General features: G+C 71.5%; 29 protein-coding genes. 13 read left to right on the forward strand and 16 right to left on the reverse strand.

What is annotated here, in order from left to right; genetic code table 11:
* The first annotated feature begins 58 nt into the window (after positions 1–58).
* The gene (locus tag A3CE_RS0128205; protein ID WP_051183791.1) at positions 59–1,906 is read left to right on the forward strand and encodes a glycoside hydrolase family 3 protein; all 1,848 of its coding nucleotides are present in this window, start codon (positions 59–61) and stop codon (positions 1,904–1,906) included.
* Between the two features lie 69 nt (positions 1,907–1,975).
* Here A3CE_RS0128205 and A3CE_RS0128210 read toward each other — a convergent pair whose 3' ends face one another.
* From A3CE_RS0128210 to A3CE_RS0128220, 3 genes are all read right to left on the reverse strand, one after another.
* Entirely contained in the window at positions 1,976–3,589 is a 1,614-nt protein-coding gene (locus A3CE_RS0128210) for a DHA2 family efflux MFS transporter permease subunit (protein WP_084641817.1), read from the reverse strand.
* Positions 3,570–4,199: a PadR family transcriptional regulator gene (locus tag A3CE_RS0128215; protein ID WP_020643454.1), complete on the reverse strand. Its 630-nt coding sequence runs from the start codon at positions 4,197–4,199 to the stop codon at positions 3,570–3,572. Before A3CE_RS0128215 ends, A3CE_RS0128210 begins: the two co-directional genes overlap by 20 nt.
* Before the next feature lie 139 nt (positions 4,200–4,338).
* The gene (locus A3CE_RS0128220; protein WP_020643455.1) at positions 4,339–5,922 is read right to left on the reverse strand and encodes a TROVE domain-containing protein; all 1,584 of its coding nucleotides are present in this window, start codon (positions 5,920–5,922) and stop codon (positions 4,339–4,341) included.
* A gap of 516 nt (positions 5,923–6,438) precedes the next feature.
* Here A3CE_RS0128220 and A3CE_RS0128230 point away from each other — a divergent pair.
* Together A3CE_RS0128230 and A3CE_RS0128235 are read left to right on the forward strand one after the other, a co-directional pair.
* Complete coding sequence (locus A3CE_RS0128230) at positions 6,439–7,332, forward strand: LLM class flavin-dependent oxidoreductase (protein WP_020643457.1); 894 nt, start codon at positions 6,439–6,441, stop codon at positions 7,330–7,332.
* A gap of 9 nt (positions 7,333–7,341) precedes the next feature.
* Positions 7,342–7,800 carry a MarR family winged helix-turn-helix transcriptional regulator gene (locus A3CE_RS0128235; RefSeq protein ID WP_020643458.1) on the forward strand — a complete coding sequence of 153 codons (459 nt, stop codon included), beginning with the start codon at positions 7,342–7,344 and terminating at the stop codon, positions 7,798–7,800.
* Here the strand turns inward: A3CE_RS0128235 and A3CE_RS0128240 are convergent.
* From A3CE_RS0128240 to A3CE_RS0128265, 6 genes are read right to left on the reverse strand one after another with little or no spacing between them, the layout of a single operon-like run.
* Positions 7,791–8,012 carry an acyl-CoA carboxylase subunit epsilon gene (locus tag A3CE_RS0128240; RefSeq protein WP_026468948.1) on the reverse strand — a complete coding sequence of 74 codons (222 nt, stop codon included), beginning with the start codon at positions 8,010–8,012 and terminating at the stop codon, positions 7,791–7,793. The two genes, A3CE_RS0128235 and A3CE_RS0128240, sit on opposite strands and share 10 nt — an antisense overlap.
* Positions 8,009–9,646: an acyl-CoA carboxylase subunit beta gene (locus A3CE_RS0128245; RefSeq protein ID WP_020643460.1), complete on the reverse strand. Its 1,638-nt coding sequence runs from the start codon at positions 9,644–9,646 to the stop codon at positions 8,009–8,011. The genes A3CE_RS0128240 and A3CE_RS0128245 overlap by 4 nt, the downstream gene beginning before the upstream one ends.
* A 14-nt stretch (positions 9,647–9,660) precedes the next feature.
* Complete coding sequence (locus A3CE_RS0128250) at positions 9,661–10,347, reverse strand: response regulator (protein ID WP_020643461.1); 687 nt, start codon at positions 10,345–10,347, stop codon at positions 9,661–9,663.
* Complete coding sequence (locus A3CE_RS0128255) at positions 10,344–11,447, reverse strand: sensor histidine kinase (RefSeq protein WP_020643462.1); 1,104 nt, start codon at positions 11,445–11,447, stop codon at positions 10,344–10,346. The genes A3CE_RS0128250 and A3CE_RS0128255 overlap by 4 nt, the downstream gene beginning before the upstream one ends.
* Positions 11,448–11,481: 34 nt before the next feature.
* Complete coding sequence (locus A3CE_RS0128260) at positions 11,482–12,273, reverse strand: SRPBCC family protein (protein WP_020643463.1); 792 nt, start codon at positions 12,271–12,273, stop codon at positions 11,482–11,484.
* A gap of 31 nt (positions 12,274–12,304) precedes the next feature.
* Positions 12,305–12,721, reverse strand: coding sequence for a MarR family winged helix-turn-helix transcriptional regulator (locus tag A3CE_RS0128265; protein WP_020643464.1), 417 nt, complete (start codon positions 12,719–12,721; stop codon positions 12,305–12,307).
* 79 nt (positions 12,722–12,800) lie between these two features.
* Between A3CE_RS0128265 and A3CE_RS0128270 the strand changes: the two genes are divergently transcribed.
* Both A3CE_RS0128270 and A3CE_RS0128275 read left to right on the forward strand, forming a co-directional pair.
* Positions 12,801–13,364: a flavodoxin family protein gene (locus A3CE_RS0128270; RefSeq protein WP_020643465.1), complete on the forward strand. Its 564-nt coding sequence runs from the start codon at positions 12,801–12,803 to the stop codon at positions 13,362–13,364.
* A 58-nt stretch (positions 13,365–13,422) separates the two neighbouring features.
* Entirely contained in the window at positions 13,423–13,872 is a 450-nt protein-coding gene (locus tag A3CE_RS0128275) for an FAD-dependent monooxygenase (RefSeq protein WP_260473775.1), read from the forward strand.
* On the opposite strand, the gene A3CE_RS0128280 is transcribed toward A3CE_RS0128275, so the two are convergent.
* A complete protein-coding gene (locus tag A3CE_RS0128280) occupies positions 13,838–14,203 on the reverse strand; it encodes a winged helix-turn-helix transcriptional regulator (RefSeq protein ID WP_020643467.1) in 366 nt (121 codons plus the stop codon). The genes A3CE_RS0128275 and A3CE_RS0128280 overlap by 35 nt on opposite strands.
* Positions 14,204–14,285: 82 nt before the next feature.
* On the opposite strand from A3CE_RS0128280, the gene A3CE_RS0128285 reads away from it, so the two are divergent.
* Positions 14,286–15,137 carry an NAD(P)-dependent oxidoreductase gene (locus A3CE_RS0128285; RefSeq protein WP_020643468.1) on the forward strand — a complete coding sequence of 284 codons (852 nt, stop codon included), beginning with the start codon at positions 14,286–14,288 and terminating at the stop codon, positions 15,135–15,137.
* Positions 15,134–15,883, forward strand: coding sequence for an SDR family oxidoreductase (locus A3CE_RS0128290; RefSeq protein WP_020643469.1), 750 nt, complete (start codon positions 15,134–15,136; stop codon positions 15,881–15,883). Before A3CE_RS0128285 ends, A3CE_RS0128290 begins: the two co-directional genes overlap by 4 nt.
* Positions 15,884–15,930: 47 nt before the next feature.
* On the opposite strand, the gene A3CE_RS0128295 is transcribed toward A3CE_RS0128290, so the two are convergent.
* A complete protein-coding gene (locus A3CE_RS0128295; RefSeq protein ID WP_043792643.1) occupies positions 15,931–16,707 on the reverse strand; it encodes an NAD(P)H-dependent oxidoreductase in 777 nt (258 codons plus the stop codon).
* Positions 16,708–16,779: 72 nt separating this feature from the next.
* Between A3CE_RS0128295 and A3CE_RS0128300 the strand changes: the two genes are divergently transcribed.
* On the forward strand, positions 16,780–17,778 hold the full coding sequence (locus A3CE_RS0128300) for a GlxA family transcriptional regulator (protein ID WP_020643471.1): 999 nt from the start codon (positions 16,780–16,782) through the stop codon (positions 17,776–17,778).
* A 21-nt stretch (positions 17,779–17,799) separates the two neighbouring features.
* The gene (locus tag A3CE_RS0128305) at positions 17,800–18,684 is read left to right on the forward strand and encodes a transglutaminase domain-containing protein (RefSeq protein ID WP_020643472.1); all 885 of its coding nucleotides are present in this window, start codon (positions 17,800–17,802) and stop codon (positions 18,682–18,684) included.
* On the opposite strand, the gene A3CE_RS0128310 is transcribed toward A3CE_RS0128305, so the two are convergent.
* Positions 18,641–19,540, reverse strand: a complete 900-nt coding sequence (locus tag A3CE_RS0128310; protein WP_020643473.1) for a LysR family transcriptional regulator — start codon at positions 19,538–19,540, stop codon at positions 18,641–18,643. The two genes, A3CE_RS0128305 and A3CE_RS0128310, sit on opposite strands and share 44 nt — an antisense overlap.
* Before the next feature lie 96 nt (positions 19,541–19,636).
* Here A3CE_RS0128310 and A3CE_RS0128315 point away from each other — a divergent pair, with 96 nt between their 5' ends.
* Positions 19,637–20,020 (forward strand): nuclear transport factor 2 family protein, encoded by a 384-nt coding sequence (locus tag A3CE_RS0128315; RefSeq protein WP_020643474.1) that lies wholly within the window; start codon positions 19,637–19,639, stop codon positions 20,018–20,020.
* Here A3CE_RS0128315 and A3CE_RS0128320 read toward each other — a convergent pair.
* Both A3CE_RS0128320 and A3CE_RS0128325 read right to left on the reverse strand, forming a co-directional pair.
* Positions 20,017–20,667 (reverse strand): TetR/AcrR family transcriptional regulator, encoded by a 651-nt coding sequence (locus A3CE_RS0128320; RefSeq protein ID WP_020643475.1) that lies wholly within the window; start codon positions 20,665–20,667, stop codon positions 20,017–20,019. The genes A3CE_RS0128315 and A3CE_RS0128320 overlap by 4 nt on opposite strands.
* Before the next feature lie 16 nt (positions 20,668–20,683).
* Positions 20,684–21,502 carry a class I SAM-dependent methyltransferase gene (locus A3CE_RS0128325; RefSeq protein ID WP_020643476.1) on the reverse strand — a complete coding sequence of 273 codons (819 nt, stop codon included), beginning with the start codon at positions 21,500–21,502 and terminating at the stop codon, positions 20,684–20,686.
* Between the two features lie 189 nt (positions 21,503–21,691).
* Between A3CE_RS0128325 and A3CE_RS0128330 the strand changes: the two genes are divergently transcribed.
* Positions 21,692–22,279 (forward strand): dihydrofolate reductase family protein, encoded by a 588-nt coding sequence (locus A3CE_RS0128330; RefSeq protein WP_020643477.1) that lies wholly within the window; start codon positions 21,692–21,694, stop codon positions 22,277–22,279.
* A 185-nt stretch (positions 22,280–22,464) separates the two neighbouring features.
* Here the strand turns inward: A3CE_RS0128330 and A3CE_RS0128340 are convergent, their stop codons facing one another.
* Positions 22,465–22,788, reverse strand: coding sequence for a DUF6223 family protein (locus tag A3CE_RS0128340; RefSeq protein ID WP_020643479.1), 324 nt, complete (start codon positions 22,786–22,788; stop codon positions 22,465–22,467).
* 192 nt (positions 22,789–22,980) lie between these two features.
* Here A3CE_RS0128340 and A3CE_RS0128345 point away from each other — a divergent pair, with 192 nt between their 5' ends.
* Positions 22,981–24,084: a sensor histidine kinase gene (locus A3CE_RS0128345; protein WP_020643480.1), complete on the forward strand. Its 1,104-nt coding sequence runs from the start codon at positions 22,981–22,983 to the stop codon at positions 24,082–24,084.
* Positions 24,081–24,737 (forward strand): response regulator, encoded by a 657-nt coding sequence (locus A3CE_RS0128350; protein ID WP_020643481.1) that lies wholly within the window; start codon positions 24,081–24,083, stop codon positions 24,735–24,737. Before A3CE_RS0128345 ends, A3CE_RS0128350 begins: the two co-directional genes overlap by 4 nt.
* Before the next feature lie 7 nt (positions 24,738–24,744).
* Here the strand turns inward: A3CE_RS0128350 and A3CE_RS0128355 are convergent, their stop codons facing one another.
* Positions 24,745–25,776 carry a C40 family peptidase gene (locus A3CE_RS0128355; RefSeq protein ID WP_026468952.1) on the reverse strand — a complete coding sequence of 344 codons (1,032 nt, stop codon included), beginning with the start codon at positions 25,774–25,776 and terminating at the stop codon, positions 24,745–24,747.
* Positions 25,777–25,806 lie beyond the last annotated feature (30 nt).

Below are 25,806 nucleotides of genomic sequence, written 5' to 3' on the forward strand. Positions count from 1 at the left end.
TCGCGGGAGAGTTATTTTGTTGTGGCTCGCAACATATCGATCGTCTCCGGAGAGACCAATGCTGCTCCTCCGCACCACGAGATCATTGCGAACCACTGTCCTGGCAGGCCTGCTCCTAGCGGGCACGGCTCTCTTGCCGATGGCGTCCGCGTCCGCGACGCCGCTCTACAAGAACCCCCAGGCCACAGTGTCCGACCGCGTCGAGGACCTGATGGCGCGGATGACGCTCGACGACAAGATCGGGCAGATGACCGAGGGCGAGCGCGGGGCCGCGACGCCCGCCCAGTCCGCCGCCGCCCGGCTCGGCTCCATCCTCTCCGGCGGCGGTTCCACGCCGGCGCCGAACACGCCGGCCGGGTGGGCGGACATGATCGACGCCTACCAGCGCGCGGCGACGTCGACCGGCCTCGGCATCCCGATCGTCTACGGCTCCGACACCGTGCACGGCCACAACAACGCCTACGGCGCCACGGTCTTCCCGCACAACATCGGCCTGGGGGCCGCCAACGACCCGGCGCTGGTCCGGCAGATCGGCGCCGTCACCGCCGACGAGGCCGCCGCCACCGGCGTCAAGTGGGGCTTCGCGCCCTGCCTGTGCGTCGCCCGCGACGACCGCTGGGGCCGCACGTACGAGTCCTTCGGCGAGATCCCCGCCAACGCCGTCGCGAACTCCGTGGTCATCGAGGGCCTGCAGGGCAGCTCGCTCGGCGCTTCGACGTCGATCATGGCCACGGCCAAGCACTTCATCGGCGACGGCGGCACCACCGGCGGCGTCGACCAGGGCAACACCCAGATCGGCCTCGACGAGCTGCGGACGATCCACCTGCCGCCGTTCCAGGCCGCGGTCGACCACGGCGTCGGCTCGGTGATGATCAGCTACAACAGCTGGAACGGCGTCAAGGACCACGGCAACAAGTTCCTGATCACCGACCTGCTCAAGGGCGAGCTGCACTTCTCCGGGTACGTGATCTCGGACTGGAACGGCATCGACCAGATCGACGGGCAGTCCGGCTTCACCCCGGCCGAGGTCAGCCAGGCCGTCAACGCCGGCATCGACATGGTCATGGTCCCGAACGACTACCTGAAGTTCATCAGCACGCTGAAGGCGGAAGTCCTCAACGGACACGTCCCGATGGCGCGCATCGACGACGCCAACCGGCGGATCCTCACGAAGAAGTTCGAGCTCGGCCTGTTCGAGCACCCGTACACCGATCGCTCGCTGCAGAAGGACTTCGGCAGCGCGGCGCACCACGCGCTGGCGCGGCAGGCGGCGCGCGAGTCGCAGGTGCTGCTGAAGAACGACGGCGTGCTGCCGCTGGCCAAGACCGACAACAAGATCTTCGTGGCCGGGAAGAACGCGAACGACCTGGGCAACCAGGCGGGCGGCTGGACGCTCACCTGGCAGGGCCGGAGCGGCGAGCGGGTCATCCCTGGCACGACGATCCTCGACGGCATCAAAGCGGGTGCCGGGAAGGGTACGGGAGTGACGTATGACCGTGCGGGTAACGGAATCGGCGCCGGCTACAAGGTCGCGGTCGCCGTGGTGGGCGAAACGCCGTACGCCGAAGGGCAGGGAGACCGGCCGAACGGACTCGGCCTCGACGCCGAAGACCTCGCCCTCATCGGCAAGCTGAAGGCCGCGCGGGTGCCCCTGGTCGTCGTGACCGTCTCGGGACGGCCGCTGGACATCGCCGCGCAGCTGCCTTCGTTCAACGGCTTGGTGGCCGCCTGGCTGCCGGGGTCGGAAGGCGCCGGCGTCGCGGACGTGCTGTACGGCGACTACAACCCGGCCGGGAAGCTGAGCTTCACCTGGCCGACGAGCTCGTCGCAGGAACCGATCAACGCCGGTGACGGGAAGCAGGGCCTGTTCCCGTACGGGTACGGCTTGTCCTACCGCCGCCGCTAGACCACCGCTCCCGCGGTCCGTGCAGGCCCCCGCTCCGGTCCCGACACCCGGAGCGGGGGTCTGCGCGGTTCAGGCCGCGGCCGTCTCGGGTGCCGCGGCCGGCGTGCTCCAGCGCGGCTCGACCTTCCGCATCACCGCCGCCGAAACCACGCCGAGCAGGAGCACGACCATCGGCAGCAGCATCGTCACGCGGGCCGCGTCGGTCAGTCCACTGTGGACTGCCTGGGTCGCCAGCTTCCCCGCCTGGGCGGCGATCTCCGCGGGCAGGCCGGGCATCGGCGACGGACCGCCCGCCGAACCGAACTCGCCCGCGCCCGCCGCGGCGTGAGCGATCCCTTCGGCGAACGGTGCCCGGTACTGCTCCGGCAGCTGCGTCGCCGCCTTCGTCGCTTCGTCGGCGATGGACGCGCTGATCCGCGCCTGCAGCAGCACGCCGATCGCCGCGCTGCCCAGCACGCCGCCGACCTGGCGCGCGGTGTTGAAGATGCCGGACGCGGTCCCGGCCAGCCGCGGCTCGACCGACCCCATCGTCATGTTGCTCATCGGGGAGAAGATGCAGCCGATGCCGAGCCCGCACAACAGCAGCGCCGGGACGAAGCTCCACGGGCTGCTGTCCGGCGTCGCCTGCAGCGCGACGATTCCCAGCCCGGCGGCGAGCGCGGTGAGGCCGAACATCACCAGGTACTTGCCGTTCATCTTGTCCGACAGGTTCCCGACGAACGGCGCCACGATCCCGGCCAGCAGCGACATCGGCGCGGTCAGCAGGCCCGCCGTCGTCGGGGTCAGGCCGAGCACGGACTGGATGTAGATGACCAGCGGCAGGAACATGCCGGTCATCGCGAAGCCGACGGTGGCCGCGGTGAGCGTCCCGGCCGAGAAGTTCCGGTTCGAGAACACCTGCAGCGGCAGCAGCGGCTCACGCTTGTTGACCCGCTGCCACAAGACGAACGCGACCATCAGCACCACGCCGGCACCGATGATCTCGAACACCGTGACGCCGCCGAAGACCGTGCCCCAGTCGTACTGCTGGCCGTTCTGGACGCCGAACACGATGCACAGCAGCGCCGCGCTCGAGAGCAGGATGCCCAGCAGGTCGAACGCGTGCGCGTGCTTCGGCTGCCAGTCCGGCACCAGCAGCAGCGTGAGCACGATGGCGACCACGCCGATCGGCACGTTGACGAAGAAGATCCACTCCCAGCCGAAGTGGTCCACCAGCACGCCGCCGAGCAGCGGGCCCGCGATCGTCGCCAGCCCCGCGACGCCGCCCCACATGCCCATCGCCGGGCCGCGCTTCGACGGCGGGAACAGGTGCGTGATGAACGCGAGCGTCTGCGGCGTCATCAGCGCGGCGCCGAGCCCCTGCACGGCCCGCGCGGCGATGAGCATTTCGACGTTGCCGGACAGGCCGCACCACAGCGACGCGCCGGTGAACACGACGAGCCCGGCGAGGAAGACGCGCTTCGGGCCGAAGCGGTCGCCGAGCCGGCTGGTGAACAGCATCGGCACGGCGTAGGTCAGCAGGTAGACGCTGATCACCCAGACGATCGAGTTCAGCCCGGCGCCCAGTTCGCGCAGCATGGTCGGGATCGCGATCGAAACGATCGTCGTGTCGAGCAGGATCATGAAGAAACCCAGGCACAGCGCGCCGAGCGCGGCCCACGGGTTAGCTTGTCTTGCGTTCATCGTCGTCTTCCTTGGTGATGAGCGTGAGGTGCGTTTCTTTGTCGCTGTCGTGGAACGGGATCCGCCCGGACTGCAGGTCTTCGAGGAGCCGCTCGGTCCACTCCAGCTCGAACTTCCGGTGGTCGCACTGGTAACGCCAGTCCAGCCAGTAGATCTCCGGCGTCCCGTCCCCGGCGAGGTGGTCCAGGACGGCCTGGTCGGCAGCGACGCCGGCCCGCAGCCGCGTGACCCGGTGTTCGAGTTCGAGCAGGGATGCCTCCCGGCCCAGCTCGTCGATGACGGCGAGCCCGGACAGGAACGCGGGGTATTCCTTGATGACGTCCCCCAGCAGTTCGCGGCCGCGCTGGTTGAACTCGTCCAGCCCGCTCTGCGTCATGCCGTAGACGGTCCGTTCCGGCCGCCTGCCGTCACGCTGGGTGTCGACAACCTCGACGAAGCCGCTGCGGTGCAGGCGCTCCACGGTGTGGTACAGCGAGCCCGCCTTGACGTTGACCCGCGTGTCGACGTACCGCTCGCGCATGAGCTGGGCCATCTCGTACGGGTGCATGGGCTTCTCGTGGAGCAGCTCCAGCACGGCGATCCCGAGCGGCGTCAGCTTGGCCGAGGCCATGACGTGATCCCTCCATGTCGGTTATTCCACGTGGACTATACGGCGCAGACTAGTCCTCGGTCCACGGCCAATTCTGTGACCGTCCGTGCACAGCGCGAAGGCCCCCATGCTCTCGGCATGAGGGCCTTCGCGGCGTCTCTCAGAAGGGCCAGTCGGCGTGGATACCGCGTTCGAGCAGCGGGATCATCCGGAACGCCTGGTCGGTCAGGCCGCCGAACGTGTGCCGGTGCGCGCTCCCGGACGGCGCGTGGCCGTACCGGTAGCCCGCGAGGTTCCACGTGTACAGCGGGACGTGCGCGGGCAGCGCCTGCCCGACGTCGCCCCACCCGGCCTGCTCGTCGGTGAGGATGACGACGCGGTCGTGCTTCGCGAAGTGCTTCTTCAACGCGCCGGCGGTGTTGGTGCCGCCGCCGAGGAAGAACCCGCCGGACTTCCAGCGCTCGACGTCGCTCAGCAGCGAGCCGCCCGGGCGCAGCTTGAACACCTTGGTCCGCGCGCCGCCCAGGAAGCTGTCCGAGAACGACACGATGTCGGCGTCCGCGCAGCGCCGGCCCAGTGCCAGGCCGAACACCGCGGCCGCGTCCCAGCGCATCAGGGTGCCGTCCTTGCTGAAGCCCATGTTCATCGACGCCGACGTGTCGACGAGGACGAGCGTGCGGCCGGCCGGCACGGGCACGTTGGCCAGCGCGTGCGAGACCGCCTGCTCCAGCGCCCACGCCCAGCGCAGCGAAGGCGCCGCGCGGTAGGCCGACAGGAACCGCATCGGCAGCTGCCGCGACTTCGCGATCTGCGCGGGATCGGCGAGCCGCCCGGCCACCCGCTGCGCGACCTCGTCCGAGACGCCGGCCTCGTCGAAGTTGCGGAGGTTCCGCAAGAGAGCCATGTAGCCCATCGACGGGATCAGCGCCTCCCAGACGCGGGCGTCCAGGGGACCCTGCAGCCAGCCGGCGACCGACTCCCAGGTCATCCCCGCCGCGCGCAGGACGTCCGCCGCGCCGGGACGGGCGAACAGCTCACGGCGGCGGCCGGCGTCCCACGACAGCAGCTCGGCCCGGGCCCGGAGGGTCTCCAGGCCGGCCGGGATCGCGTTGCCGCGGTCGTGCCGCTCGTCCAGGATGTGCCGGAACAGCCCGGCCTGCCCGGCGTCGCGGTGGCCCGGGTGGGTCAGCTCCAGGACGTCGGCGAACCGGAACGCCCGCGAGGCGGAGTCCCACTTGACGAAGGACCGCTCGTCGTAGAGCTTCTCCACCGCGTCGGCGATGCCGCGCTTGACCGGCTTCGGCACGGCCCGGCCGTGCACGGACGTCCAGTACGCGAGCAGCTCACCGGGCTCGTCGGCCCGCTGCAGGACACTCGCGACGACCTGACGGCTCAGCCCGTCGAGGCCCGCGTCCCGCCGCGCCTTGGCGAACTCGGCCGCGCCGACGAGCGCCGCCGTGCGCAGGTTCGCGTCGGTGCGCAGCCAGCGCAGGAACCGCGCAGTCCACTGTGGATCCTCGAGGGTGGACTTCCGGACGAGCCCGGCGTAACGGGTGTCGCGGGTGTCCGCGGTCTCGTAGTAGGTGTGCTCGCCGGCCATGGTGGTCACGGCGAGCAGGAAGAGCTCCGACCGGGCGTCGCGCGCGTAGCCGGCGCCGCCCTGGTGGGTGACCGTGGACGGCGTGGCCTCGCCGCGGACCGGCGAGGTCGCGGCGGGTGCTCGTGCGGTGTTGAACTTGCTCATTTCTTCCCCCTCTTGCAGGAGGGAGCCACGGCCACAGCGATGCCCGAGATCGAAGTCGGTGAAGGTACGTTGCTGCTCTGCCGGCTGAGCTACCGGGCCACTTGCGTGGTCCGGGAGGGATTCGAACCCCCGACCTGCCCATTAAGAGGAAGTAACCCTCGCCTGCGCACCGGGCATCGGTGAAGCCGCGGCTCCCGAGATCTTCGCCGCCCGCGGGTTTCGTGTTTACAGCATGAAGTAACCGCGGGCTTCGCACCGGGAGTGCGTGATGAAGCTGGTGTGCCCGAGGTCGCTGGTGGTGAAGGCTTTCGGGAGTCGAACCCAAGGGATACCAGAGAAGTAACCCTCACCGTCGCACCGGGCGAGATCCACGATAGCGCCCGGGCCGCGACGCTCAAACCGGTTTTCCGCGTCCGGCTCCGGCTGCCCGGGGTGACAGGCCGCCGTGCGCCAAGTAGTTCGTGTCAAGAATCATGTATGCTAAGTTCGTAGTACGAACTAAAACTGGGAGGAATCATGGCGCACTTCGGTATCGGTGTCTCGACGGCGGTGGCCGCCGTGCCGGACACCCTGCGGCTGGCCGTCCAGGCCGACCGCGGCGGGCTCGACCTGATCACGGTGTCCGACCACCCCTACTACGCCGACCGCCTCGACGCGTACGCCGAGCTCGGCGTCCTGCTCGGCCGGACCGAACGGGTGTCCGGCCTGGTCAGCGTGACGAACCTGCCGACGCGGCCCGCGTCGATGCTGGCCCGCACCGTCACGTCGCTGTCCGCGCTGACCGGCGGCCGGATCGTGCTCGGCATGGGCGTCGGCGGGCTCTGGGACGACATCGCGCGGCTCGGCTTCACCAAGCTCACCCCGGGCCAGGCCGTCCGTGCCTTCGAGGAAGGGATCCGGCTGGTGAAGATGCTGGGCGGGGGTGGCGAGCCGGTGACCTTCGACGGCGAGTTCTACCAGGTCACCGCCCTCGAGCAGGCCGCGGCGCCGATGCCGCCGGTGTGGACCGGTTCGGTCGGGCCGAAGTCCCTCGCCGTCACCGGCCGCGTCGCCGACGGCTGGATGCCCGGCCGCGCCGCCGACTGGCTCAGCGAGCGCTACCGCACGTCCCGCCCGGTCATCGACAAGGCCGCGGTGGACGCCGGACGCGACCCCGCGGCCATCGCCACCGTCTACAACTTCCCGGGCCGCATCACGGCGGAGCCGCTGCGCAACACCCGCGACGACGACGGACGCTGGATCGGCGGCTCGCCGGCCCAGTGGATCGAGGAGCTGACCGGCGCGGTGCTGGAGCACGGCGCCGCCGGGTTCGTGCTCTTCGGGCCCGGTGGCACCACACCCGACGAGGACGCGACCGCGCGCTGGGCCGGGGAGATCGTGCCCGCCATCCGGGAAGCGATCGCGAAGTAGGCTGAAGGGATGGGGAAGAGCGGGGCGGACCTCGGTGTGGTGGCCGGGCTCGTGCGCGCGTCGTTCCTGGTGAACGCCGTCTACGCCGAGTCCGCCCGCGAGTACGGGCTCACCGTGCAGCAGGGGCAGCTGCTGTGCGTGCTGATGGGCCGGCCGTACGGCATGGGCGACCTGGGTGCGACGCTCGGTCTCGAAAAGTCGAGCCTGACCGGCCTGGCCGACCGCGCGGTCCGGCGCGGGCTGGTCCGCCGCGAGCCCGACCCGGACGACCGCCGCGCCGTGCAAGTCGTGCTGACGGAGGAAGGCCGCGAACTGGCGGAGGACTTCTACGCGGCGACATGCCGGCGCGTCGACGAGTTGGCCGCGGTACTGAGCACTCAGGACCGCGACCGGCTCGCGACGCTACTGGGCACGATCGTGCGGGAGAACGAAGCCCCGACGGTCTTCCTCGACGTCCTTCAGCCCTGAGGGAGACCCGAAGCGCGCCAAGCACCTTCACCGGGGTGAAGCGGCCGACGCAGCGAAGCAGCGTGATCGCCCCACCACGACGTACGCGGCTTCGGCTTCTCCGGCGCCTTCGCGGCCGACGCCGCGGCGACGACCGCCGTCAGCGCCGCCAGCTCGGCGTCGCTCGGGTTTCCGCGGACCACCCTCAGCAGGGGACGGCTCTCCTCGCTCACAGCGGGATGTTCCCGTGCTTCTTGGGCGGCAGCGACTCCCGCTTGTTCCGCAGCAGCGACAGTGCCCGCGCGACGTGCCCGCGGGTGTGCGCCGGCACGATCACCGAGTCGACGTAACCGCGTTCGGCCGCCGCGTACGGGTTCAGCAGCGTGTCCTCGTACTCCTGGATCAGCTCCGCGCGGAGCTGATCGACGTCGCGCCCTTCGGAAGCCGCCTTGGCCAGGGTCTTGCGGTGGACGATGTTCGCCGCGCCCTGGGCGCCCATCACCGCGACCTGCGCGGTCGGCCAGGCCAGGTTGATGTCGGCGCCGAGGTGCTTGGAGCCCATGACGTCGTACGCGCCGCCGTACGCCTTGCGCGTGATGATCGTGACCAGCGGGACCGTCGCCTCCGCGTAGGCGTAGATGAGCTTCGCGCCGCGGCGGATGATGCCGTTCCACTCCTGGTCGGTGCCCGGGAGGAAGCCGGGGACGTCGACGAAGGTGAGCACCGGGATGTTGAACGCGTCGCAGGTGCGGACGAACCGCGCGGCCTTCTCGGACGCGTCGATGTCGAGGCAGCCGGCGAACTGCGTCGGCTGGTTGGCGACGACGCCGACGCTCTGGCCGCCGACGCGGCCGAACCCGACGATGATGTTCGGCGCGAACAGCTCGTGGACCTCGAGGAACTCGCCGTCGTCGACCACGCGGTTGATGACCTCGTGCATGTCGTACGGGGTGTTCGGCGAGTCCGGGATGATCGTGTCGAGCTCGCGGTCGGCGTCCGTGACGTCGTCGAAGAACCCGGCGGGGGCGTCCGACGACTCGAACACGGGCGCCTCGGACAGGTTGTTCTGCGGCAGGTAGGAGAGCAGTTCCTTGACGTAGGCGATGGCGTCCTCGTCGTCGGAACCGAGGTAGTGCGCGACGCCGGACTTCGTGTTGTGGGTGCGGCCGCCGCCGAGCTCCTCGAAGGTGACGTCCTCGCCGGTGACCGTCTTGACGACGTCCGGGCCGGTGATGAACATTTGCGAGGTCTCGTCGACCATCACGACGAAGTCGGTCAGCGCGGGGGAGTAGACGTGCCCGCCCGCGTTCGCGCCCATGATCAGCGAGATCTGCGGGATGACGCCGGAGGCCTGCACGTTGCGGCGGAAGATCTCGCCGTACAGCCCGAGCGAGACGACGCCCTCCTGGATGCGCGCGCCGCCGCCCTCGTTGATGCCGATGATCGGCCGGCCGGTCTTGATCGCCAGGTCCATCACCTTGACGATCTTCTCGCCGTAGACCTCGCCGAGGCTGCCGCCGAAGACGGTGACGTCCTGGCTGAACACGCACACCGGGCGGCCGTCGACGGTGCCGTAGCCGGTGACGACGCCGTCGCCGTACGGGCGGTTCTTCTCCTGCCCGAAGTTGGTCGAGCGGTGCCGGGCCAGCTCGTCGAGCTCCACGAACGAGTTCTCGTCGAGCAGCAGCTCGATCCGCTCGCGCGCGGTCTTCTTGCCCTTGGCGTGCTGCTTCTCCACCGCGCGGGCCGAGCCCGCGTGCACCGCCTCGTCGTACCGGCGATACAGGTCGGCCAGCTTGCCGGCCGTGGTGTGGATGTCCGGTTCATCCTCGGGCGGCGTCCCGAGCGGCTCCGTCGCACTGCTCATGCCGGGGAGCTTAACTACTTGTCGGTCACTTGGCGTGTGGCGTAGGCAACGTCCGCGGGCGTCGACGGCCGGACCAGGCCCGACTCGTAAGCCGCGATCACCAGCTGGGCCCGGTCCCGCGCCGCGAGCTTGTGCAGCAGGCGGCCGATGTGGGTCTTCACCGTCGCGATGCCCAGGTGCAGGCGCGCCGCGATTTCGTCGTTGGACAACCCGCGCGCGACCAGTGACAGCACCTCCTGCTCGCGGGCCGTGACGCCGTCCAGGCGGGGCACCGGGCCCGATGGCAGCCGGGCGAACTCCGCCACCAGGCGGCGGGTCACCGACGGTGCCAGCAGCGCGTCGCCCGCCGCCACGACTTCGATCGCCGCCAGGAGGTCGGCCGGACGGGTGTCCTTCAGCAGGAACCCGCTCGCACCCGCGCGCAGCGCCGCGTAGACGTACTCGTCCAGGTCGAACGTCGTCAGCATCAGCACCCGCACGTCCGAATCCGCGCAGATCCGGCGGGTCGCCTCGATGCCGTCCATCTCCGGCATCCGGACGTCCATGAGCACGACGTCCGGCCGCTCGCGCCGCGTCAGGGCGACCGCTTCGACGCCGTCGGACGCCTCGCCGACGACATCGAGGCCCGGCGCGCTGTCGACCAGCACCCGGAAACTGCCGCGCAGCAGCGCCTGGTCGTCGGCGATCAGGACGCGGGTCATCGGGTCACCACCGTTTCGTAGGGCAGCCGCGCGAAAACCCGGAAGCCGGGGTCGGAAGGACCCGCCGAGAACTCGCCGTCGTAGACCGCGACGCGTTCGCGCATCCCGATCAGCCCGTGGCCGGGTACCGCTTCGCCGCCGCGGCCGTCGTCGGACACTTCGATGCGTACGTCGCCGTCGCCGCCGGTGAGACGGATCCGGCACGTCGCCGCGCTCGCGTGCTTGACCACATTGGTCAGTGCTTCCTGCACGATCCGGTACACCGACTGGCCGACGCCACCGGGCAGCTCGTCGAGGCCGTCGACGACGAGGTCGACCGCCAGGCCGGTCAGCTGTGCCCGGCCGGCGAGCGCCCGCAGGTCGTCGAGCGTCGGGGCGGGCGCCAGCACCGGGACACCGGTGCCGTCCCGCAGTACGCCCAGCATCCGCCGCAGCTCCGCAAGGGTCTCGCGGCTGGTGTCTTCGATGACGCGCAACGCGTCCCGCGCCTGGTCGGGCTGCTCGAGGGCGACGTGGTTGCCGACCGCCGCCTTCACCGCGATCAGGCTCATGCTGTGCGCGACGACGTCGTGCATCTCGCGCGCGATCCGCAGCCGTTCCGCCGAAACCGCCTGCCGGGTGTGGTTTTCCCGCTCGATCGCGGCGTACTCGCGGCGGGTGCGGACGGTGAGGCCGAGCAGGAACCCCACGACCAGCGCCGCCGCGCTGACGTTCACCGTCGTGGTGGTGCTCGGGTTCGGCGCCGTGAGCGCCAGCACGCCCAGTTCGATCCACCCCGCCGCGAGACCGACTTGGCCGATCCGGCTCCGCAGCCGGATCACCACGACGTAGAGCGCACTGCCCGCACCCACCACGGCGGCGCCGAAGACCGGCCCGCCGATGGGCACGGCGGCAGCGGCCAGCACCAGCCCGAGCACGTAGCTGCCGAGCGGCCACCACCGCCGGAGCACGATCGGGAAGACGCTCCCCACGAGGATCGTCCAGCCGAGCCAGGTCGGCAGCCACGACGGCAGCACCCAGGCGCCGGCGACGAGGTTGCCGCCGGCCCCGGCCGTGAGGACCACGGCCGCCAGGACGTCCAGGAAGACGCGAAAACGCATGAACCGAACGTAATGCCGGCTTCGGGCCCGCGCGTCAACCCTGGGTCGGACGCTGTCCGTAGTGCTTCTTCAGCGCCTCGACGCGGTCGGGCGTCCAGTCCGGCAGGTCGACGCCGAAGGTGGCGGCGAACAGCTTGTCGAGCTGCTCGTGCCGCCTGGTGAGCTGGGCGGGGACGTCGTCTTCCGCTGCCTCGGCGAACTCGACGCGGGTGCCGTCGAGGGGGTCCTGGACCACGTGCCAGCCGGGCTCGCCGGGCAGCAGCGCCCGGACCTCGTCCACCGGCTTCCAGACGAGGTCGCGGCGGAAGCGGATCGTGCCGTCCGCAGGCACCTCCCCGTAACCGAGGCCGAATTCGTCCACATAGGACGCCATCCGGTCGTGCCACCGCTGGGGCCGCTCGAAGTCCCGGCCGGCCAGGCGCGCGTCGAGCGCGTCGAGGCAGACGTCCCAGCCGGCGGCGTTGCGGCCCGCCGCGAGCTTCGCGATCGCCGGGTCGCCGCGGCCGAAGGTGTGGGTGAACTCCAGGAGGCTGCCGTCGCCGTCGGGGGAGATCAGCCAGCGCAGGGTGTCGTCGTTCCAGACGAAGGTGAACTCGCGCGGCGGGTCGGCGGTGACCACGCGGCCGGTCGTCGTCGTGTCCTCGCCGGGGAAGGTGAACTGGATCGCGCCGCCGTCGCGCAGGTCGACGTCCACCCGGGCGGGGAACCAGTGCGCGAGCTCGGCGGGGTCCGTGATGGCGCGCCAGACCCGTTCGGGCGCGTGCTTCAGCCGGCGTTCCAGCCTCAGCACGGGGCGGTCATCGATGGTCAGCAGCTTCGCGGACATGCCCTTATATAACCACTGAGGCATATAAGGGTCAAGCGCCGCGGACGGCGGCGGCCGCGGCGGCGAGTTCGGGGTCGCTCGCGGCCTTGTCGAGCGCGGTCCGCAGCACCGCGCAGTACGTCGGCTCGGTTTCGGCGTAGCGCTTGCGGCCGGCGTCGGTGATCACCGAGTAGACGCCGCGCCGGTCGTCCTCGCACAGGTCGCGGATGGTCAGGCCGGCGTCTTCGAGGCGCGCGCACATCCGGCTGACCGAGCTCTGGTTGAGGCCGATCGCCTCGGCGAGCTCCTGCATCCGCAGGCCGCCCAGCGGTCCGGCGACCAGCTTGCCGAGCGCGCGGTACTCGGACAGGCCGAGCCCGTGGCGCCGCTGCAGGGCTTTCGCGAGCTCCTGCTCGATCCGGGCGTGCAGCACGAGGACGCGTCCCCACGCCTGTTCGTCGACAGTCATCTTCCGGCCTCCTCTTGACGTCAGGATAGTCCAGGGACAGTATTTATATGTACATGCAAATAACTGGAGGGGTTCCATCATGAGCGACCGCAGCTTCCTGTTCCTGGTGGGCGCCGCGCGGGCCGGGGGCAACACGGAGATACTGGCCCGGCGGGCGGCGAAGGAACTGCCCCGCGACGTCGGGCAGCGGTGGATCCGGCTGCCGGAGGTGCCCCTGCCGCCGTTCGAGGACCGCCGTCACGGCGCCGGCGAGCACCCGGCGCCGGGCGAGCACGAACAGCTGCTGATGGACGCGACGTTCGCGGCGACCGACATCGTCATCGTGTCGCCGGTGTACTGGTATTCGGTCGCGGCGAGCGTGAAGCTCTACCTCGACTACTGGTCGGGGTGGATGCGCCTGCCGGTGGAGTTCAAGCCGAAGATGCGCGGGAAGACGTTGTGGGGCGTCAGCGTGCTGAGCGAGACGGCGCGCGAGGCCCAGCCGCTGATCGGCACGCTGGAACTCTGCGCCGGGTACCTGGGGATGAACTGGGGCGGGGTCCTGGTCGGCAACGGCAGCCGCCCCGGCGACGTGCTGCTGGACGACGGCGCGATGGCGGCGGCGCGGACCTTCTTCGCCGGCGCGGACCTGGTCAACGCGTAGCCGCCGGGTCTTCGAACTGATCGCCGGTCACCGGTGACCCCGCTCCTTCCGGCGCCGGGTGCGGAATCGGCCCGGCGTCTCCAGGCTCAGGTCGCGACATGGTGAGGTCGCGTTAAACGTCGCCGAGGACGTCCGCCGCGATGCGAAGGGGCGTGTCGCCCTGGTCGGCGACGCCGCCTACTGCGCCGCGCCGCTTTCGGGGATGGGGACGAGCCTGGCGATCGTCGGCGCGTACGTGCTGGCCGGCGAACTGGCGGCGGCCGGCGGCGACCACGTGACGGCGTTCCGGGCGTACCGGGAGGAGATGCGCGGCTTCGTCGGCGCCTGCCGGAAGCTGGCCGAGGGCAACGGGAAGTGGTTCGTCCCGCCGACGCGCGCGTGGCTGAAGTTCCGCAACCTGAACTACCGGCTGCTGCCGTACCTGCCCTGGCGCAAGCTGATCGAGGAGCTGCCGCTCAAGGCGGGCAACGCGATCACGCTGAAGCAGTATGCGGTGGCGCCGGCGTGACGCCGCGGCGGTTCGCGATCCCGGCCATGTTCTCCTCGCCCCAGTCGCCCAGCGGCAGCAACGCGGTGTTCAGCCGCTGACCCGGCTCGGTCAGCGAGTACTCGACCTTCGGCGGGATCTCGGGGAACACCTCGCGGTGCACGATCTCGTCCGCCTCCAGCTCCCGCAGGGCCTGGATGAGCATCTTTTCGCTGATCCCGGCCACCTTCCGCTTCAGCTCGCCGAACCGCAGCGGCTCGGCGTGCAGCGCCCAGAGGATCAGGGCCTTCCAGCGGCCGCCGATCACGTCGACGGCGGCGTCCAGTCCGCAGCGGTAAGTCCGGGGCTGCATGCAGGATCCTTACGTTGGAGTGGGTACCTGACTTATTAGTCGGTACTTGTCCAGTGTAAAGCGCCTCAGCAGCATGGAGGCCATGGGAGAAAGCAAGAAACAGGTGGGCGTGCTCGGCCTGGGGCGGATGGGCACCGCCCTCGCCAGGGCGCTCTTGGGGGCGGGACACGACGTCTCGGTGTGGAACCGGTCGCCGCTCAAGGCGGGGCCGCTGCTCGACCGCGGTGCCCGGCTCGCGGCCACCCCGGCCGAGGTGGCTTCGGCCGACGTCGTCGTCAGCTGTCTGTCCACCTACGACAGTCAACAGCCGGTCCTGGAAGCCGCGTCGCCGAAGGTGCTCGTCAACCTCACGTCCGGGACACCGGAGGAGGCTCGCCGGGTCGCGAAGTGGGCGGCTTCGCAGGGCATCGACTACGTGGACGGCGTGATCATGGCCGTGCCACAGAGCATCGGGACGCCGGCCGCCCGGATCCTCTACGGCGGCTCGGAAACGGCGTTCGCGGCGCAGCGCGAAGTGCTCTCGGTCCTGGGGGAGCCGGTGTTCCTCGGCGAGGACGCCGGACTGGCCGCGCTCTACGACCTCGCGCTGCTCGGCATCATGTGGTCGACGATGGGCGGGTACCTGCACGCGCTCGCGCTCGTCGGCACCGAGGGCGTTCAGCCCGAGCAGTTCACGCCGATGGCCACGGCGTGGCTTTCGGCGGTCGGCGGGTTCCTGCCCGGTATCGGCGAGCAGGTCGCCAGCGGGGACTACGCCACCGACGTGTCCGCTTTGGACATCAACGCGGCCGGGCTCGGCCTGCTGGTGGAGGCGAGCCGCGCGCAGGGCATCAACCCGGCGGTACCCGCCGTGCTGCGGGAGCTGTTCGACCGTGCGGTGGCCGCGGGCCACGGTTCGCACGCGATCGCGAGCGTCATCGAGGAGATCCGGTGAAGTACCTGGGGAAGAAGGCCGTCGTCACCGGCGGCACGCACGGCATGGGGATTGCGGTGGTGCGCGCCCTGCTCGACGGCGGCGCGGAGGTGCTCCTGACCGGCCGGGACGTCTCGCCGCTGGAAGGGACCCTGCCGGGCAAGGCGCACCTGCTGTCGTCGGATGCGGCTCGCCTGGACGATGTCGCCGAGCTGGCCGCGGTGGCCACGGAGACGCTCGGCGAGCTGGACCTGGTGTTCGTCAACGTCGGGTTCTCGACGCTGACGCCGTACCAGGAGGCGACGCCCGAGGTCTACGACCGGACCTTCGACGTCAACACCAAGGGCGCGTACTTCACGGCGCAGCGCCTGGCGCCGCTGGTCCGGCCCGGTGGCTCGTTCGTCTTCACGACGTCGGTCGCGGTCGGGGCGGGCATCGCCGGGATGGGGCTGTACTCGGCGGCGAAGGCGGCGGTGCGGTCGTTCGCCAGCACGTACGCGGCCGAGCTGGCGCCGCGCGGGATCCGGGTGAACGTGGTCAGCCCCGGCTACACCGACACGCCGACGATGGGCGTCACCGGCGTGCCGGAGTCCGTGCTGGCGCAGTTCAAGGCGATCGGCGACGAGATCACGCCGTTGAAGCGCCACGCCACCGCGGAAGAAGTCGCGGCGGCGGTGCTGTTCCTGGCCTTCGAAGCGACGTTCACCACCGGCGCCGACCTCCCCGTGGATGGTGGCCTCGGGCAGCGCCTCACCCTGCCCGCGTAAGTCCGTGAATGGCACATTGAGGGACTTGAAGTCCGTCAATGTGCCATTCACGGCTCTTCAGCGAGGTGGATGGCGAGGCCGGTGGCGCCGGGCGCGCGGTCGGGGCGGAGAACAAGGTCGTCGTCGTAGTCGCCGCCGTTCTGGGTGCGGAACGGGATCGGATCGGTCGTTTCCAGCGTGCTCAGGCGCGTTCGGAGGAGTTCGCGCGCCTCGGCGAACTCGTCGTCGGAAACGCGGTCGGCGCCGTGGACCGCCACCGGTGGCAGGACCGGCATTCCCGCGTAGAACAGGGTTCCGTGGTGCAGCGGGAACAGGACGTCGGCCAGCGCGCCGTTCACCCCGCGCGGCCCCATGGCCGGCTCGCGGGCACCCGCGGTGAGCACCACCAGCGCGCGCTTGCCCGCCAGCTTGCCCTCGCCGTAGCGCAGAGTCCGGCCGTCCTCGGCGCGGACGCCGTAGCCGAAGCCCTTCACGAAGACACGGTCGAACCAGCCCTTCAGGATCGCGGGCATGCCGTACCACCACAACGGGAACTGCACGACGACGGCGTCCGCCCACTCGAGCTTTTCCTGTTCGGCGACGATGTCCGGGCCGAGTTCGCCACGGGCGTGCGCGCGAGCCGACGTCGCTCCGACGACGAGCCGGTCGTCCCCGGCCTCGGCACCGAAGTCCGCGGCGTCGACCACCGGGTTCCACTTCATCGCGTACAGATCCGACTCCCGGACGTCGTGACCGAACTCGCGGAGCGTCCGGAGCCCGTCGTCACGGAGGGCCCCGCTCAGCGAGCGGGGCTCGGGATGCGCGAAAACCCACAACACGTTCATGACTTCGATGATCACGCGGCTGTGGGGGGTCGATCGAGTGGCCTGATAGCCAACATGTGCAAGAATCGAGCCATGGCCGAGTTCATGCACCCGCACCGTCACCACGTCGCCATCCTGGTTCGCCACGGCATGCTCGTGATGGAGCTGGGTATCGTCCACCGCCTGTTCGGGCAGGCCCGTTCGGCGGCGGGCGAGCCGCTGTACGAGGTCGTGACCTGCACGCTCGAGCCCGGCCCGGTCCGCACCGACTCCGACGTCACCATCCCGGTCGACCGCGGCCCCGAGGTGCTGGCCGAGGCCGACACGGTGATCGTCCCGGCGTCCCGGGCCGAATACGAGCCGATGGCACGCGTGCTGACCCCGCCGCTCAAGGCCGCGCTCGAGACGATCCCGCCGGGCGCGCGGATCGCGTCGATCTGCACCGGCGCGTTCGTGCTCGCCGCGGCCGGGCTGCTGGACGGCCGCCCGGCCACCACGCACTGGCGATCCGCCGAAGAGCTGCAGGACCGGTTCCCCGAGGTCGACGTCGACCCGTGCGTGCTCTACACCGACGACGGCGACGTGCTGACCTCGGCGGGCGTCGCCGCCGGGATCGACCTGGTGCTGCACATGATCCGCCGCGACCACGGCGCGGCGGTGGCCAACGAGGTCGCCCGCGGCACGGTGGTGTCCCCGCACCGCGAAGGCGGCCAGTCCCAGTTCGTCCGGCGGCCGGTGCCCGAGCCCCGCACGTCGTCGACCAAGGTGGCGCGGGCCTGGGCCCTGGAGAACCTCCACCGGCCGCTGACCCTGCGCGAACTCGCCGCCCGCGAGACGATGAGCACCCGCACGTTCACCCGCCGCTTCCGTGAGGAGGTCGGCATCTCGGCCCTGCAATGGCTGACCCAGCAACGGGTCGAGCGCGCCCGCCAGCTCCTCGAGGAGACGGACCTGCCGGTCGACCGCGTCGCCACCGAAGCCGGCTTCGGCACGGCGGCTTCGCTGCGCCAGCACTTCCAGGCCGCCCTCGGGGTGTCGCCGAGTGCGTACCGCTCGACGTTCCGCGGAGAACTTGTGGCGCAGTCCGGATAAATCCCGATAGCGTCTTCAGCTATGGACGACTTCTATGTCAGCCACAGCCGTTTCTCGGACCCGGGTGTACAGGCGGAGTGGCTCGACGCCACGCCGCGCGACATCGCCGCCTTGCGCGAGGCCGCGTCCCAGCTGGTGTTCCACTACTGGGCCCAGGGCGACATCACCGAGCACGGTTTCCCGGCCGAACGCCGCGAAGAGATCACCCTCCGGTACGCCTCGGACATGTTCGCGCGCCTGCGCGAACTCGACCCGGCGCCACCCGGCGGCCCCCGGTCACCGCTGCAGCGGATCGTCGGCTGCTGCCGCGACTTCACCCTCCTGTTCGTCTCGATGGCCCGCCACCACGGCATCCCGGCCCGCGCCCGTGCCGGCTTCGCGAGCTACCTCATGCCCGGCTGGTACATCGACCACGTCGTCGCCGAAGTCCACGACGGCTCCGGCTGGCACCTGGTCGAACCCCAGCTGCCGCCCGGCTACCGCGACCCGGTGGACGACACCGAGCTCGACCTCCTCGACGTGCCCCGCGACCGGTTCCTGACCGGCGCCGACGCGTGGACCGCGGCCCGCGCGGGCGACGTCGACCCGGCCCGGCTGGTCGTCTCCCCGGACCTGGACGTGCCGTTCCTGCGCGGCCTGCCGTACGCGCGGTACAGCCTCCAGTTCGACCTCGCCTCGCTCAACAAGCACGAGATGCTCCAGTGGGACGTCTGGGGCGGCCTCGACGCCGCCGTCTCGCTCACCTCCGACGCCCTCGCCCGCACCGACGAGCTGGCCGAGCTCATGGCCGACGCCGACGTCGAGCAGCTGCGGGTGGCGTTCGAAGCCGACGACGTCCGGGTGCCGCCGGTGATCCGCACGGTCACCCCGCCGGGACTGCTCCCGGTCGAGGTAGTGCTTCGCTGACTTCGGTGGCGGTCCGCACGAACCGCGCGATCCGCACGTCCCGCGCCCCGGCCGCCCACGCGAGGGCGAGCGAGTACGGCGACGCGTCGACGACCGGCCGGTAGACGACGTCGTCCCGCGAACCCAGCTCCGCGAACGAGGCCGGCAGCAACGCCACCGCTTGTCCGAGCGCGACCGTCTCCATCAGCTGGGCGCTGTCGTACACCACCGGACCCGGCGTCACCGGCCCGCCGGTCACGTCCTGCCCGGACCAGTACGCCCGGTCCGCGGCCGACGAGAGCGGCCAGCACGGCGTGGGCCGCCCGGCGAGGTCGGCGCACGTCAGCGCGGACCGGCCGGCGAGCTCGTGACCCGGCGCCAGCGCAGCCACCCGCGGCTCGCTGAAGAGCAGTTCGACGTCCAGGCCGTGCTGGGTGCCCGGGCAGCCGACCACCGCCACGTCGGCCCGGCCGTCACGCACCATCTCCGCCTGCTCGCCGAACCCGCTGACCCGGATCTCGACCGGATCCGGGTGCGCGTCGGCGATCCGCCGCAGCAGATCGGTCGCGACACCGGGTTTCGCGGTGACCACGAGCGCCGGCGTCCGCTGCGCCGCCCGGCGGGTGCGCCGGACTGCGGCGGTGACCGCGTCGAGAGCCTTGGCCGACTCCGCGAACAGGACATTCCCGGCCGGCGTCAGCGCGACGTGCCGGCTGGTGCGTTCGAAGAGCTGGACGCCGAGCCGCCGCTCCAGGAGCCGGATCGCCCGCGACAGCGGTGGCTGGGCCATGCCGAGCCGTTCGGCGGCGCGGGAGAAGTTCAGCTCTTCGGCGACCGCCCGGAAGTACCGCAGCTCACGGACCTCGACATCGTCCATATCGGGAGGGTATCGCGGCAGAGTCCACAGGTCTTTCCCTTTCTGTTTCGCGGATGGTGGGCTTGGTGTCGATAACTCCACAAAGGATGGACACTGATGACGGAATCGCAGCACAACAAGGAAGTCGTCCTCGCCTTCCTCAGGCTGGCCTTCACCGAGAAGCGCCCGGCCGACGCCTTCGCCGCCTACGTCGGCGACGGCTACGTCCAGCACAACCCCCACGCCCCGGCGAGCGCCGGCGCCTCGGCGGAGTATCTGGCCGGGTTCGTGGCGCGCTTCCCGGAGCTGAGCCTGGACGTGCGCCGGGTGATCGCCGAGGACGATCTCGTGTGCACGCACAGCCTGCTCCGCCTCACACCCGGGTCGCGGGGGAGCGCGATCGCGGACGTCGTGCGGGTGCGGGACGGCCGGATCGTCGAGCACTGGGACGTGGTCCAGGAGGTCCCCGAAGCCACGGCCAGTGGCAACCCGATGGTCTAGCCGAGCACGCCGGAGGCGGCCGGCGGTTCGGCGCCGGCGGGCGCGATGCCGTGGAGGGCGGCGGTCACGACCGAGTCCACCGTCGGCGGGTCGAGCGGGCCGGTGTGCGGGAAGACCGCCGCCATGACCGAGGCGTGGCAGTAGCCGACCAGCAGGGCCGCCGTCGCGTCCACTTCGGACCCCGGGCGGAGCCTGCCGAGCGCGCGCTCCTCCTTCAGGTAGGCCACCAGGCGGTCGCGCCAGTAGCCGGACCGCTCGCTGATCTCCGCGAACCGCTCCAGCACCCGCGGTTGCCCGACCAGGCCGCTGAACGCCGGCACGATCACCTTGTGCAGGGCCAGGCCGAACTCCAGGTGGCGGCGGAGGTTGCCCGTCACGGTGCCTTCGCCCGCCACCGGCAGTTCGCCGAGTTCCGCTTCCGTCGTGCGCACGTGCTCCAGCAAGGCTCTGGCCACCAGTTCCTCCTTGTCGGAGAAGTGGTTGTAGAGCACGCCGTCGGCGACGCCCGCCATGCGCGCGATCTCCCGCACGGTCATTCCGGTCGTCCCGTGCGTGGCGATCATCTTCTGGGCGGTTTCGACCAGCAGGTCGTGCAGGGACTGCCCGTCCCGCTGGGCCGCGGCTTTCCTCGGTGACATCACCGCCATCGTACGGGCGCTGTCGTCACGACCTCCTTCCCGTGACCAGCCACGCGGTGCCATGCAGGCGGACCGCGTCCGGTTCCGCGAACGGCTCGAGCGCCGCCGCCAACGCCTCGGTCGCCTTGGCCACCGTCGCGGCGCCGACCAGGCCGAGGTGGTGGCGGACCGGACCCCAGCCGGCGAAGAACCGCGCCGCGTCGGGGACATCGCGGCCCCAGACCTGGCCGGCCTCGACCCGGGCGCACGCCACGTCCTCGAAGCCGGCTTCGGTCAGCACCGCCCTCGTCCGGTCCGGGTCCGCGAACGACGTCGGGCCGCTGCCGTCCGGCCCGGTCGGCTGGGGCAGGTACGCCGCCAGCGCGCCGAACACCCGGCCGAGGTCGGTGCCGGACAGTGCCGTCATGCAGAGGAACGCCAGCCGCCCGCCGGGGCCGAGGGCGCGCCGGACGTTGGCGAACGCGGCCACCGGATCGGCGAAGAACATCACCCCGAACCGGCTGACCGCCAGGTCGAACGCCCCTTCGGCGAAGGGGTGGACCTGGACGTCACCCTGTTCGAACGTCACGTTCGGCACCTCGGCCGCCCGGGCCCGCGCGGTCGCGAGCATCGGCCCGGAGAGGTCGACGCCGGTGGCGGACCGGGCTCGCGCCGCGGCCAGCCGGGTCAGCTGGCCGTTGCCACAGCCGATGTCGAGCACCCGGTCGCCCGGCCGGACCCGGTCGAGCAGATAGCCGTTGAAGCCGCTGTTGACCGCGTCGTACCGGTCGGCGTGTGTCGCCCAATGTTCCCCCTCGTAGCCGTTCCAGGCTTCCGCCTGTGCGGTGTTGACGATCCCGGTCATCCCGCCCCCTCGGTTATGAACACTCGTTCATGAACATGTGTTCATGGTGACGCCGGCCATCTCGGCTGTCAAGGCATCGGCCACCCGCCGGCGGATGTCGGCCAGGTGGCAGATCTTCCGGCCGGGCGGCCGCGGCAGACTTCTCATCAGCGAGGCAAACCGCCTCCGACCAGCGAAAAAGGAGTCACCATGGCCGACGTCATCGCCAACATGTCCATGTCCCTCGACGGCTTCGTCGCCGACCCGGAGGACCGCATCGATCACCTGTTCGAGTGGTTCGGCAACGGCGACGTCGAGGTGCCCACCGCCGTCGACTGGGCCACCTTCAAGACCTCCGAGGCCAGCGCGAAGATGCTGCGCGCCGCGATGGACAACATCGGTGCGCTGATCACCGGCCGCCGGCTGTTCACCCTCACCCAGGGCTGGGGCGGCAAGCACCCGATGGGCGTGCCGGTCTTCGTCGTCACCCACGAAGAGCCCGCGGACTGGCCGCACCCGGACGCGCCGTTCACCTTCGTCACCGACGGCCTCGAAAGCGCTGTCGAGCAGGCCAAGAAGACCGCCGGCGACAAGAACGTCGCGGTCGCCAGCACCACGATCGCCCAGCAGTGCCTGAACCTCGGCCTGCTCGACGGCATCCAGGTCGATCTCATCCCGGTGCTGCTGGGTTCCGGCGTCCGTTTCTTCGAGAACCTCGACGCCACCACGAAGCTGACCGGCCCCGAGGTCACCGAGGGCACCGGCGTGACGCACCTGTCCTACCGGATCAAGCGCTGAGGAGCGTGACGTGCAGCGCGGCGAGGCGGGCGGGGGCGGCGATCACCTCATACGCCGCCACCCGCTCGCCTTCGACCACCACGGCGGCACGCCCGCCGGCAGCGCGGCGGCGTCGGCGCGGCGGACGACGTCCGGGGCCGGCACGTCGAGCAGCGCCGTGAGGTCGCCGCCGCGGCTCGGAGACGCTAGCGGCGACCACCGGCAAAACCGCGCGAGCGGGCCACGGCCAGGCCGCCGAGGGCGATCGCCACCAGCCCGATCACCAGCGCCGCGTAACCGCCGACGATCCCGTAGCCGGTGCCGGGACCGCCCTTGGCGGCGGCCACGACCCACCCGCCGATGAGCACGGCCGCGAGGCCACCGGCCAGCGCCACGACGGCTCCCCGGCCGCGGGCCAGCGCGAGCCCGCCCGCGATCACGCCGGCCAGGCCGAGGAACGCGGCTATCAGGGACCAGAGCCGGCCGGGCGTCAAGTCGTAGGCACTGACGGCGGCGAGGTGGACGGACATGAGGGGCTCCTTCTCCGGTGATCGGACGCACCCGAGCATGTCCGCCGGACCTCGCTCCCGTCGTCGCGCGGGAGCAGACACTTCGCGCTGCCGCGGTTGTCGCAGGAACCGCGGGACTACCGCGGGCGCGGTAGTCCGGAAATGCTCTGCGCGCGGGAGTTCTCCGCGCGAACGCCCGGTTAGGGTGCGAGGGTGAGCCGGGCACGGATCGTGGACGGGGTGATCGCCGCCGGGGTGGCGGCGGCCCTGCTGGTTGCCGGGCTGTCCGGGCCGCGGCCCGCGGAATTTGCCGTGCTGGGTTACGCCTTCCTGGTGGCCGGCGGGCTGGCGCTGGCCGCGCGTCGCCGGGCCCCGATCGCCGTGCTGGCGGCGACCGCTGGATGCGCGCTGGGGTACCAGGCCGCCGGTTTCGAAGTGCCCGTCGTCGCCTACCTGTTCGCCGTGTACGCCGCGGTCCGGACGGGACACCGCGTCGCCGCGGTGGTGGCTTCGGTGCTCATGCTGGCCGGGGTTCCGCTGGCGCTCCTGGCATCGGGCCTGCACGACGCCGGCGAGGCGTTCACGCAGTCGCGGGACGTCCTCCAGCTGGCCTGGCTGATCGCCGCGGGCGCGGCGGGGGAGGCGTTGCGGCAGGCCGAACGCCGGGCCGACGAGGCCGAGCGCACCCGCGAGGAGACCGCGCGCCGGCGCGCCGACGAGGAGCGGCTGCACATCGCGCGGGAGCTGCACGACTCGCTCACCCACCAGATCTCCGTCATCAAGGTGCAGGCCGAAGTCGCCGTCCACCTGGCCCGCAAGCGAGGCGAGGACGTGCCCGGCGCCCTGCTGGCGATCCGGGACGCCGGCCGCGAGGCGGCCCGGGAACTGCGCGCGACCCTGGAGGCGCTGCGCGAGGACGACCAGGACCCGCCGCGCGGGCTCGGCGACGTCCCCGAACTCGTGCGCCGGGCGCGCAGCGCCGGTCTGGACGCCCGGCTGACGATCGAGGGCCGGCGCGACGACGTGCCCGCCGCGGTGGGCCGGACCGCCTACCGGATCGTCCAGGAGTCGCTGACGAACATCGCCCGGCACGCCGCCGCGGCCACCGCGTCGGTCCGGATCGACCACCGGCCCGGCGCGCTGGTCATCCGGGTCGACGACGACGGCCAGGCCACCGTGGACACCGCGCCGGTGCCGGGCGTCGGCCTGCTGGGCATGCGCGAACGCGTCACCGCCCTCGGCGGCGAGCTGCTCGCGGAGCCGCGCCGCGAGGGCGGCTTCAGCGTCCGCGCCGAACTGCCCGTGGACCCGGCGTGATCCGCGTCCTGCTGGCCGACGACCAGCCGCTCATCCGCAGCGGGTTCCGCGCGCTCCTCGACGTCGAAGCCGACATCGAGGTGGTCGCCGAAGCCGCCGACGGGAGCGAAGCGGTCCGCATGGCGCGCGAGCACCTCCCGGACATCGCGCTCGTCGACGTCCAGATGCCGGGCGTCGACGGCATCGAGGCGACCCGGCGCATCGCCGCGGACCCGGCGCTGGCCGCGGTGCACGTCGTCATCCTGACCAACTACGGCCTGGACGAATACGTCTTCGAAGCACTGCGCGCGGGCGCGGCCGGGTTCCTGGTCAAGGACATCCGGCCGGAGGACTTCCTGCACGCCGTCCGCGTCGCCGCCCGGGGTGACGCGTTGCTGGCGCCGTCGATCACCCGGAAGCTGATCGACCGGTACGTCACCCAGCCGCTCGTCCCCGGTGCGGGGCTCGCGGAGCTGACCAACCGCGAGCGCGAGGCCGTCACGCTGGTCGCGCGAGGCCTGGCCAACGACGAGATCGCCGCGCGGATGGTGATCAGCCCGCTGACCGCGAAGACACACGTCAACCGGGCCATGGTCAAGCTGCGTGCCCGCGACCGCGCTCAGCTCGTCGTGTTCGCCTACGAATCCGGGCTGGTGGCTCCCCGCCCGTCCTGAAACAGGGTCAGGCGGGGCGGCCCGCGCCCGCGTAGTCGTCGCCGTTCGAGTGGTACGTGTGGATCTGGATCGCCTGGCCCTCGGTCGGCGCGTTGATCATCAGGCCGTTGCCGAGGTACAGCCCGACGTGGTGGATGCGCGTCGCCGGGCTTCCGTAGAACACCAGGTCGCCCAGGCGCGGTTCCTGCGAAGCCGGGACCGGGGGGAGCGCGCGGAACTGGCTGTCCGCCGTCCGCGGCAGGGCGACGCCCGCGCTGTCGTACGACGCTTTCGTCAGCCCGGAGCAGTCGAAGCCCGCCGCGCCCGCGTCGGGGCCGTTGCCGCCCCAGACGTACGGGAGGCCGAGCTGGCCCAGCGCGAACCGGGTGGCGTGGACCCGTGCCGAACCGGCCGATGCCGGGTCCAGCGAGAGCGTCGCGTAGAGCTGGGCCATGCCGAGGACCCGCTGGCGGAACAGCTCGGTCTCACTGCCCGGGTGGTAGGCCGCGATCGCCTTCCACCAGCCGGGTCCGGCGCCGAGGTCGGCGCCGCTCGCGCAGAGCGCCCGGCCGGCCGCGAGCGACGCCGAATCCGGAGCCGCCGCCTTCTTGGCCTGGGCCGGCGGCAGCCCGAGCAGGTTGCCGCCGCCGCGGCCGTGGTCCGACGCCGCCGAGCCGACCCCCGCCAGGGTGACCCACGACAGGTGGCACGACGGCCGTTCGCTCCGCAGCGCCAGCTCGCCGTTCGCGTAGCCGACCAGCGCGTCCGCCGGGATGTCGAGGGGCCCGGCCAGCTGGTCGGCCCACTGCCGCAACGGGCTCTTGCCGCCCTGGCCGGACGCGCCCTGGCCCGGCTCCTGCGCCTTGACGGGTGCGCTGACTTCGAGGACCGACGGCCCGGCCTGGGCCACCGGCGCCGGGACCGGCGCGGGGGCAGGTGCGGGCTCCGGTGCCCGGTCGGCCAGCAGCCAGCCCGCGGTGACCAGACCCGCGACGAGCGGCAGCGCGACCAGGCCGCGCAGCGCCGCGCCGCGGGCCCAGGAGGTCGGCTTGGACGTCACGTTGTCCAACTTAGAAGAGCACACCTCTTA

This window comes from Amycolatopsis balhimycina FH 1894, from assembly GCF_000384295.1.
Lineage (GTDB): Bacteria > Actinomycetota > Actinomycetes > Mycobacteriales > Pseudonocardiaceae > Amycolatopsis > Amycolatopsis balhimycina.

Bases quoted from the DNA above. Each gene is read 5' to 3' on its own strand.
- A3CE_RS0128210 (WP_084641817.1), bottom strand. From the start codon at position 3,589: ATGAACGCAAGACAAGCTAACCCGTGGGCCGCGCTCGGCGCGCTGTGC.
- A3CE_RS0128340 (WP_020643479.1), bottom strand. From the start codon at position 22,788: ATGTCCGTCCACCTCGCCGCCGTCAGTGCCTACGACTTGACGCCCGGC.
- A3CE_RS0128230 (WP_020643457.1), top strand. From the start codon at position 6,439: ATGGCGCACTTCGGTATCGGTGTCTCGACGGCGGTGGCCGCCGTGCCG.
- A3CE_RS0128280 (WP_020643467.1), bottom strand. From the start codon at position 14,203: ATGCAGCCCCGGACTTACCGCTGCGGACTGGACGCCGCCGTCGACGTG.
- A3CE_RS0128265 (WP_020643464.1), bottom strand. From the start codon at position 12,721: ATGACTGTCGACGAACAGGCGTGGGGACGCGTCCTCGTGCTGCACGCC.
- A3CE_RS0128220 (WP_020643455.1), bottom strand. From the start codon at position 5,922: ATGAGCAAGTTCAACACCGCACGAGCACCCGCCGCGACCTCGCCGGTC.
- A3CE_RS0128315 (WP_020643474.1), top strand. From the start codon at position 19,637: ATGACGGAATCGCAGCACAACAAGGAAGTCGTCCTCGCCTTCCTCAGG.
- A3CE_RS0128245 (WP_020643460.1), bottom strand. From the start codon at position 9,646: ATGAGCAGTGCGACGGAGCCGCTCGGGACGCCGCCCGAGGATGAACCG.
- A3CE_RS0128285 (WP_020643468.1), top strand. From the start codon at position 14,286: ATGGGAGAAAGCAAGAAACAGGTGGGCGTGCTCGGCCTGGGGCGGATG.
- A3CE_RS0128295 (WP_043792643.1), bottom strand. From the start codon at position 16,707: ATGAACGTGTTGTGGGTTTTCGCGCATCCCGAGCCCCGCTCGCTGAGC.
- A3CE_RS0128270 (WP_020643465.1), top strand. From the start codon at position 12,801: ATGAGCGACCGCAGCTTCCTGTTCCTGGTGGGCGCCGCGCGGGCCGGG.
- A3CE_RS0128205 (WP_051183791.1), top strand. From the start codon at position 59: ATGCTGCTCCTCCGCACCACGAGATCATTGCGAACCACTGTCCTGGCA.
- A3CE_RS0128320 (WP_020643475.1), bottom strand. From the start codon at position 20,667: ATGGCGGTGATGTCACCGAGGAAAGCCGCGGCCCAGCGGGACGGGCAG.
- A3CE_RS0128250 (WP_020643461.1), bottom strand. From the start codon at position 10,347: ATGACCCGCGTCCTGATCGCCGACGACCAGGCGCTGCTGCGCGGCAGT.
- A3CE_RS0128325 (WP_020643476.1), bottom strand. From the start codon at position 21,502: ATGACCGGGATCGTCAACACCGCACAGGCGGAAGCCTGGAACGGCTAC.
- A3CE_RS0128235 (WP_020643458.1), top strand. From the start codon at position 7,342: ATGGGGAAGAGCGGGGCGGACCTCGGTGTGGTGGCCGGGCTCGTGCGC.
- A3CE_RS0128310 (WP_020643473.1), bottom strand. From the start codon at position 19,540: ATGGACGATGTCGAGGTCCGTGAGCTGCGGTACTTCCGGGCGGTCGCC.
- A3CE_RS0128255 (WP_020643462.1), bottom strand. From the start codon at position 11,447: ATGCGTTTTCGCGTCTTCCTGGACGTCCTGGCGGCCGTGGTCCTCACG.
- A3CE_RS0128330 (WP_020643477.1), top strand. From the start codon at position 21,692: ATGGCCGACGTCATCGCCAACATGTCCATGTCCCTCGACGGCTTCGTC.
- A3CE_RS0128305 (WP_020643472.1), top strand. From the start codon at position 17,800: ATGGACGACTTCTATGTCAGCCACAGCCGTTTCTCGGACCCGGGTGTA.
- A3CE_RS0128300 (WP_020643471.1), top strand. From the start codon at position 16,780: ATGGCCGAGTTCATGCACCCGCACCGTCACCACGTCGCCATCCTGGTT.
- A3CE_RS0128215 (WP_020643454.1), bottom strand. From the start codon at position 4,199: ATGGCCTCGGCCAAGCTGACGCCGCTCGGGATCGCCGTGCTGGAGCTG.
- A3CE_RS0128260 (WP_020643463.1), bottom strand. From the start codon at position 12,273: ATGTCCGCGAAGCTGCTGACCATCGATGACCGCCCCGTGCTGAGGCTG.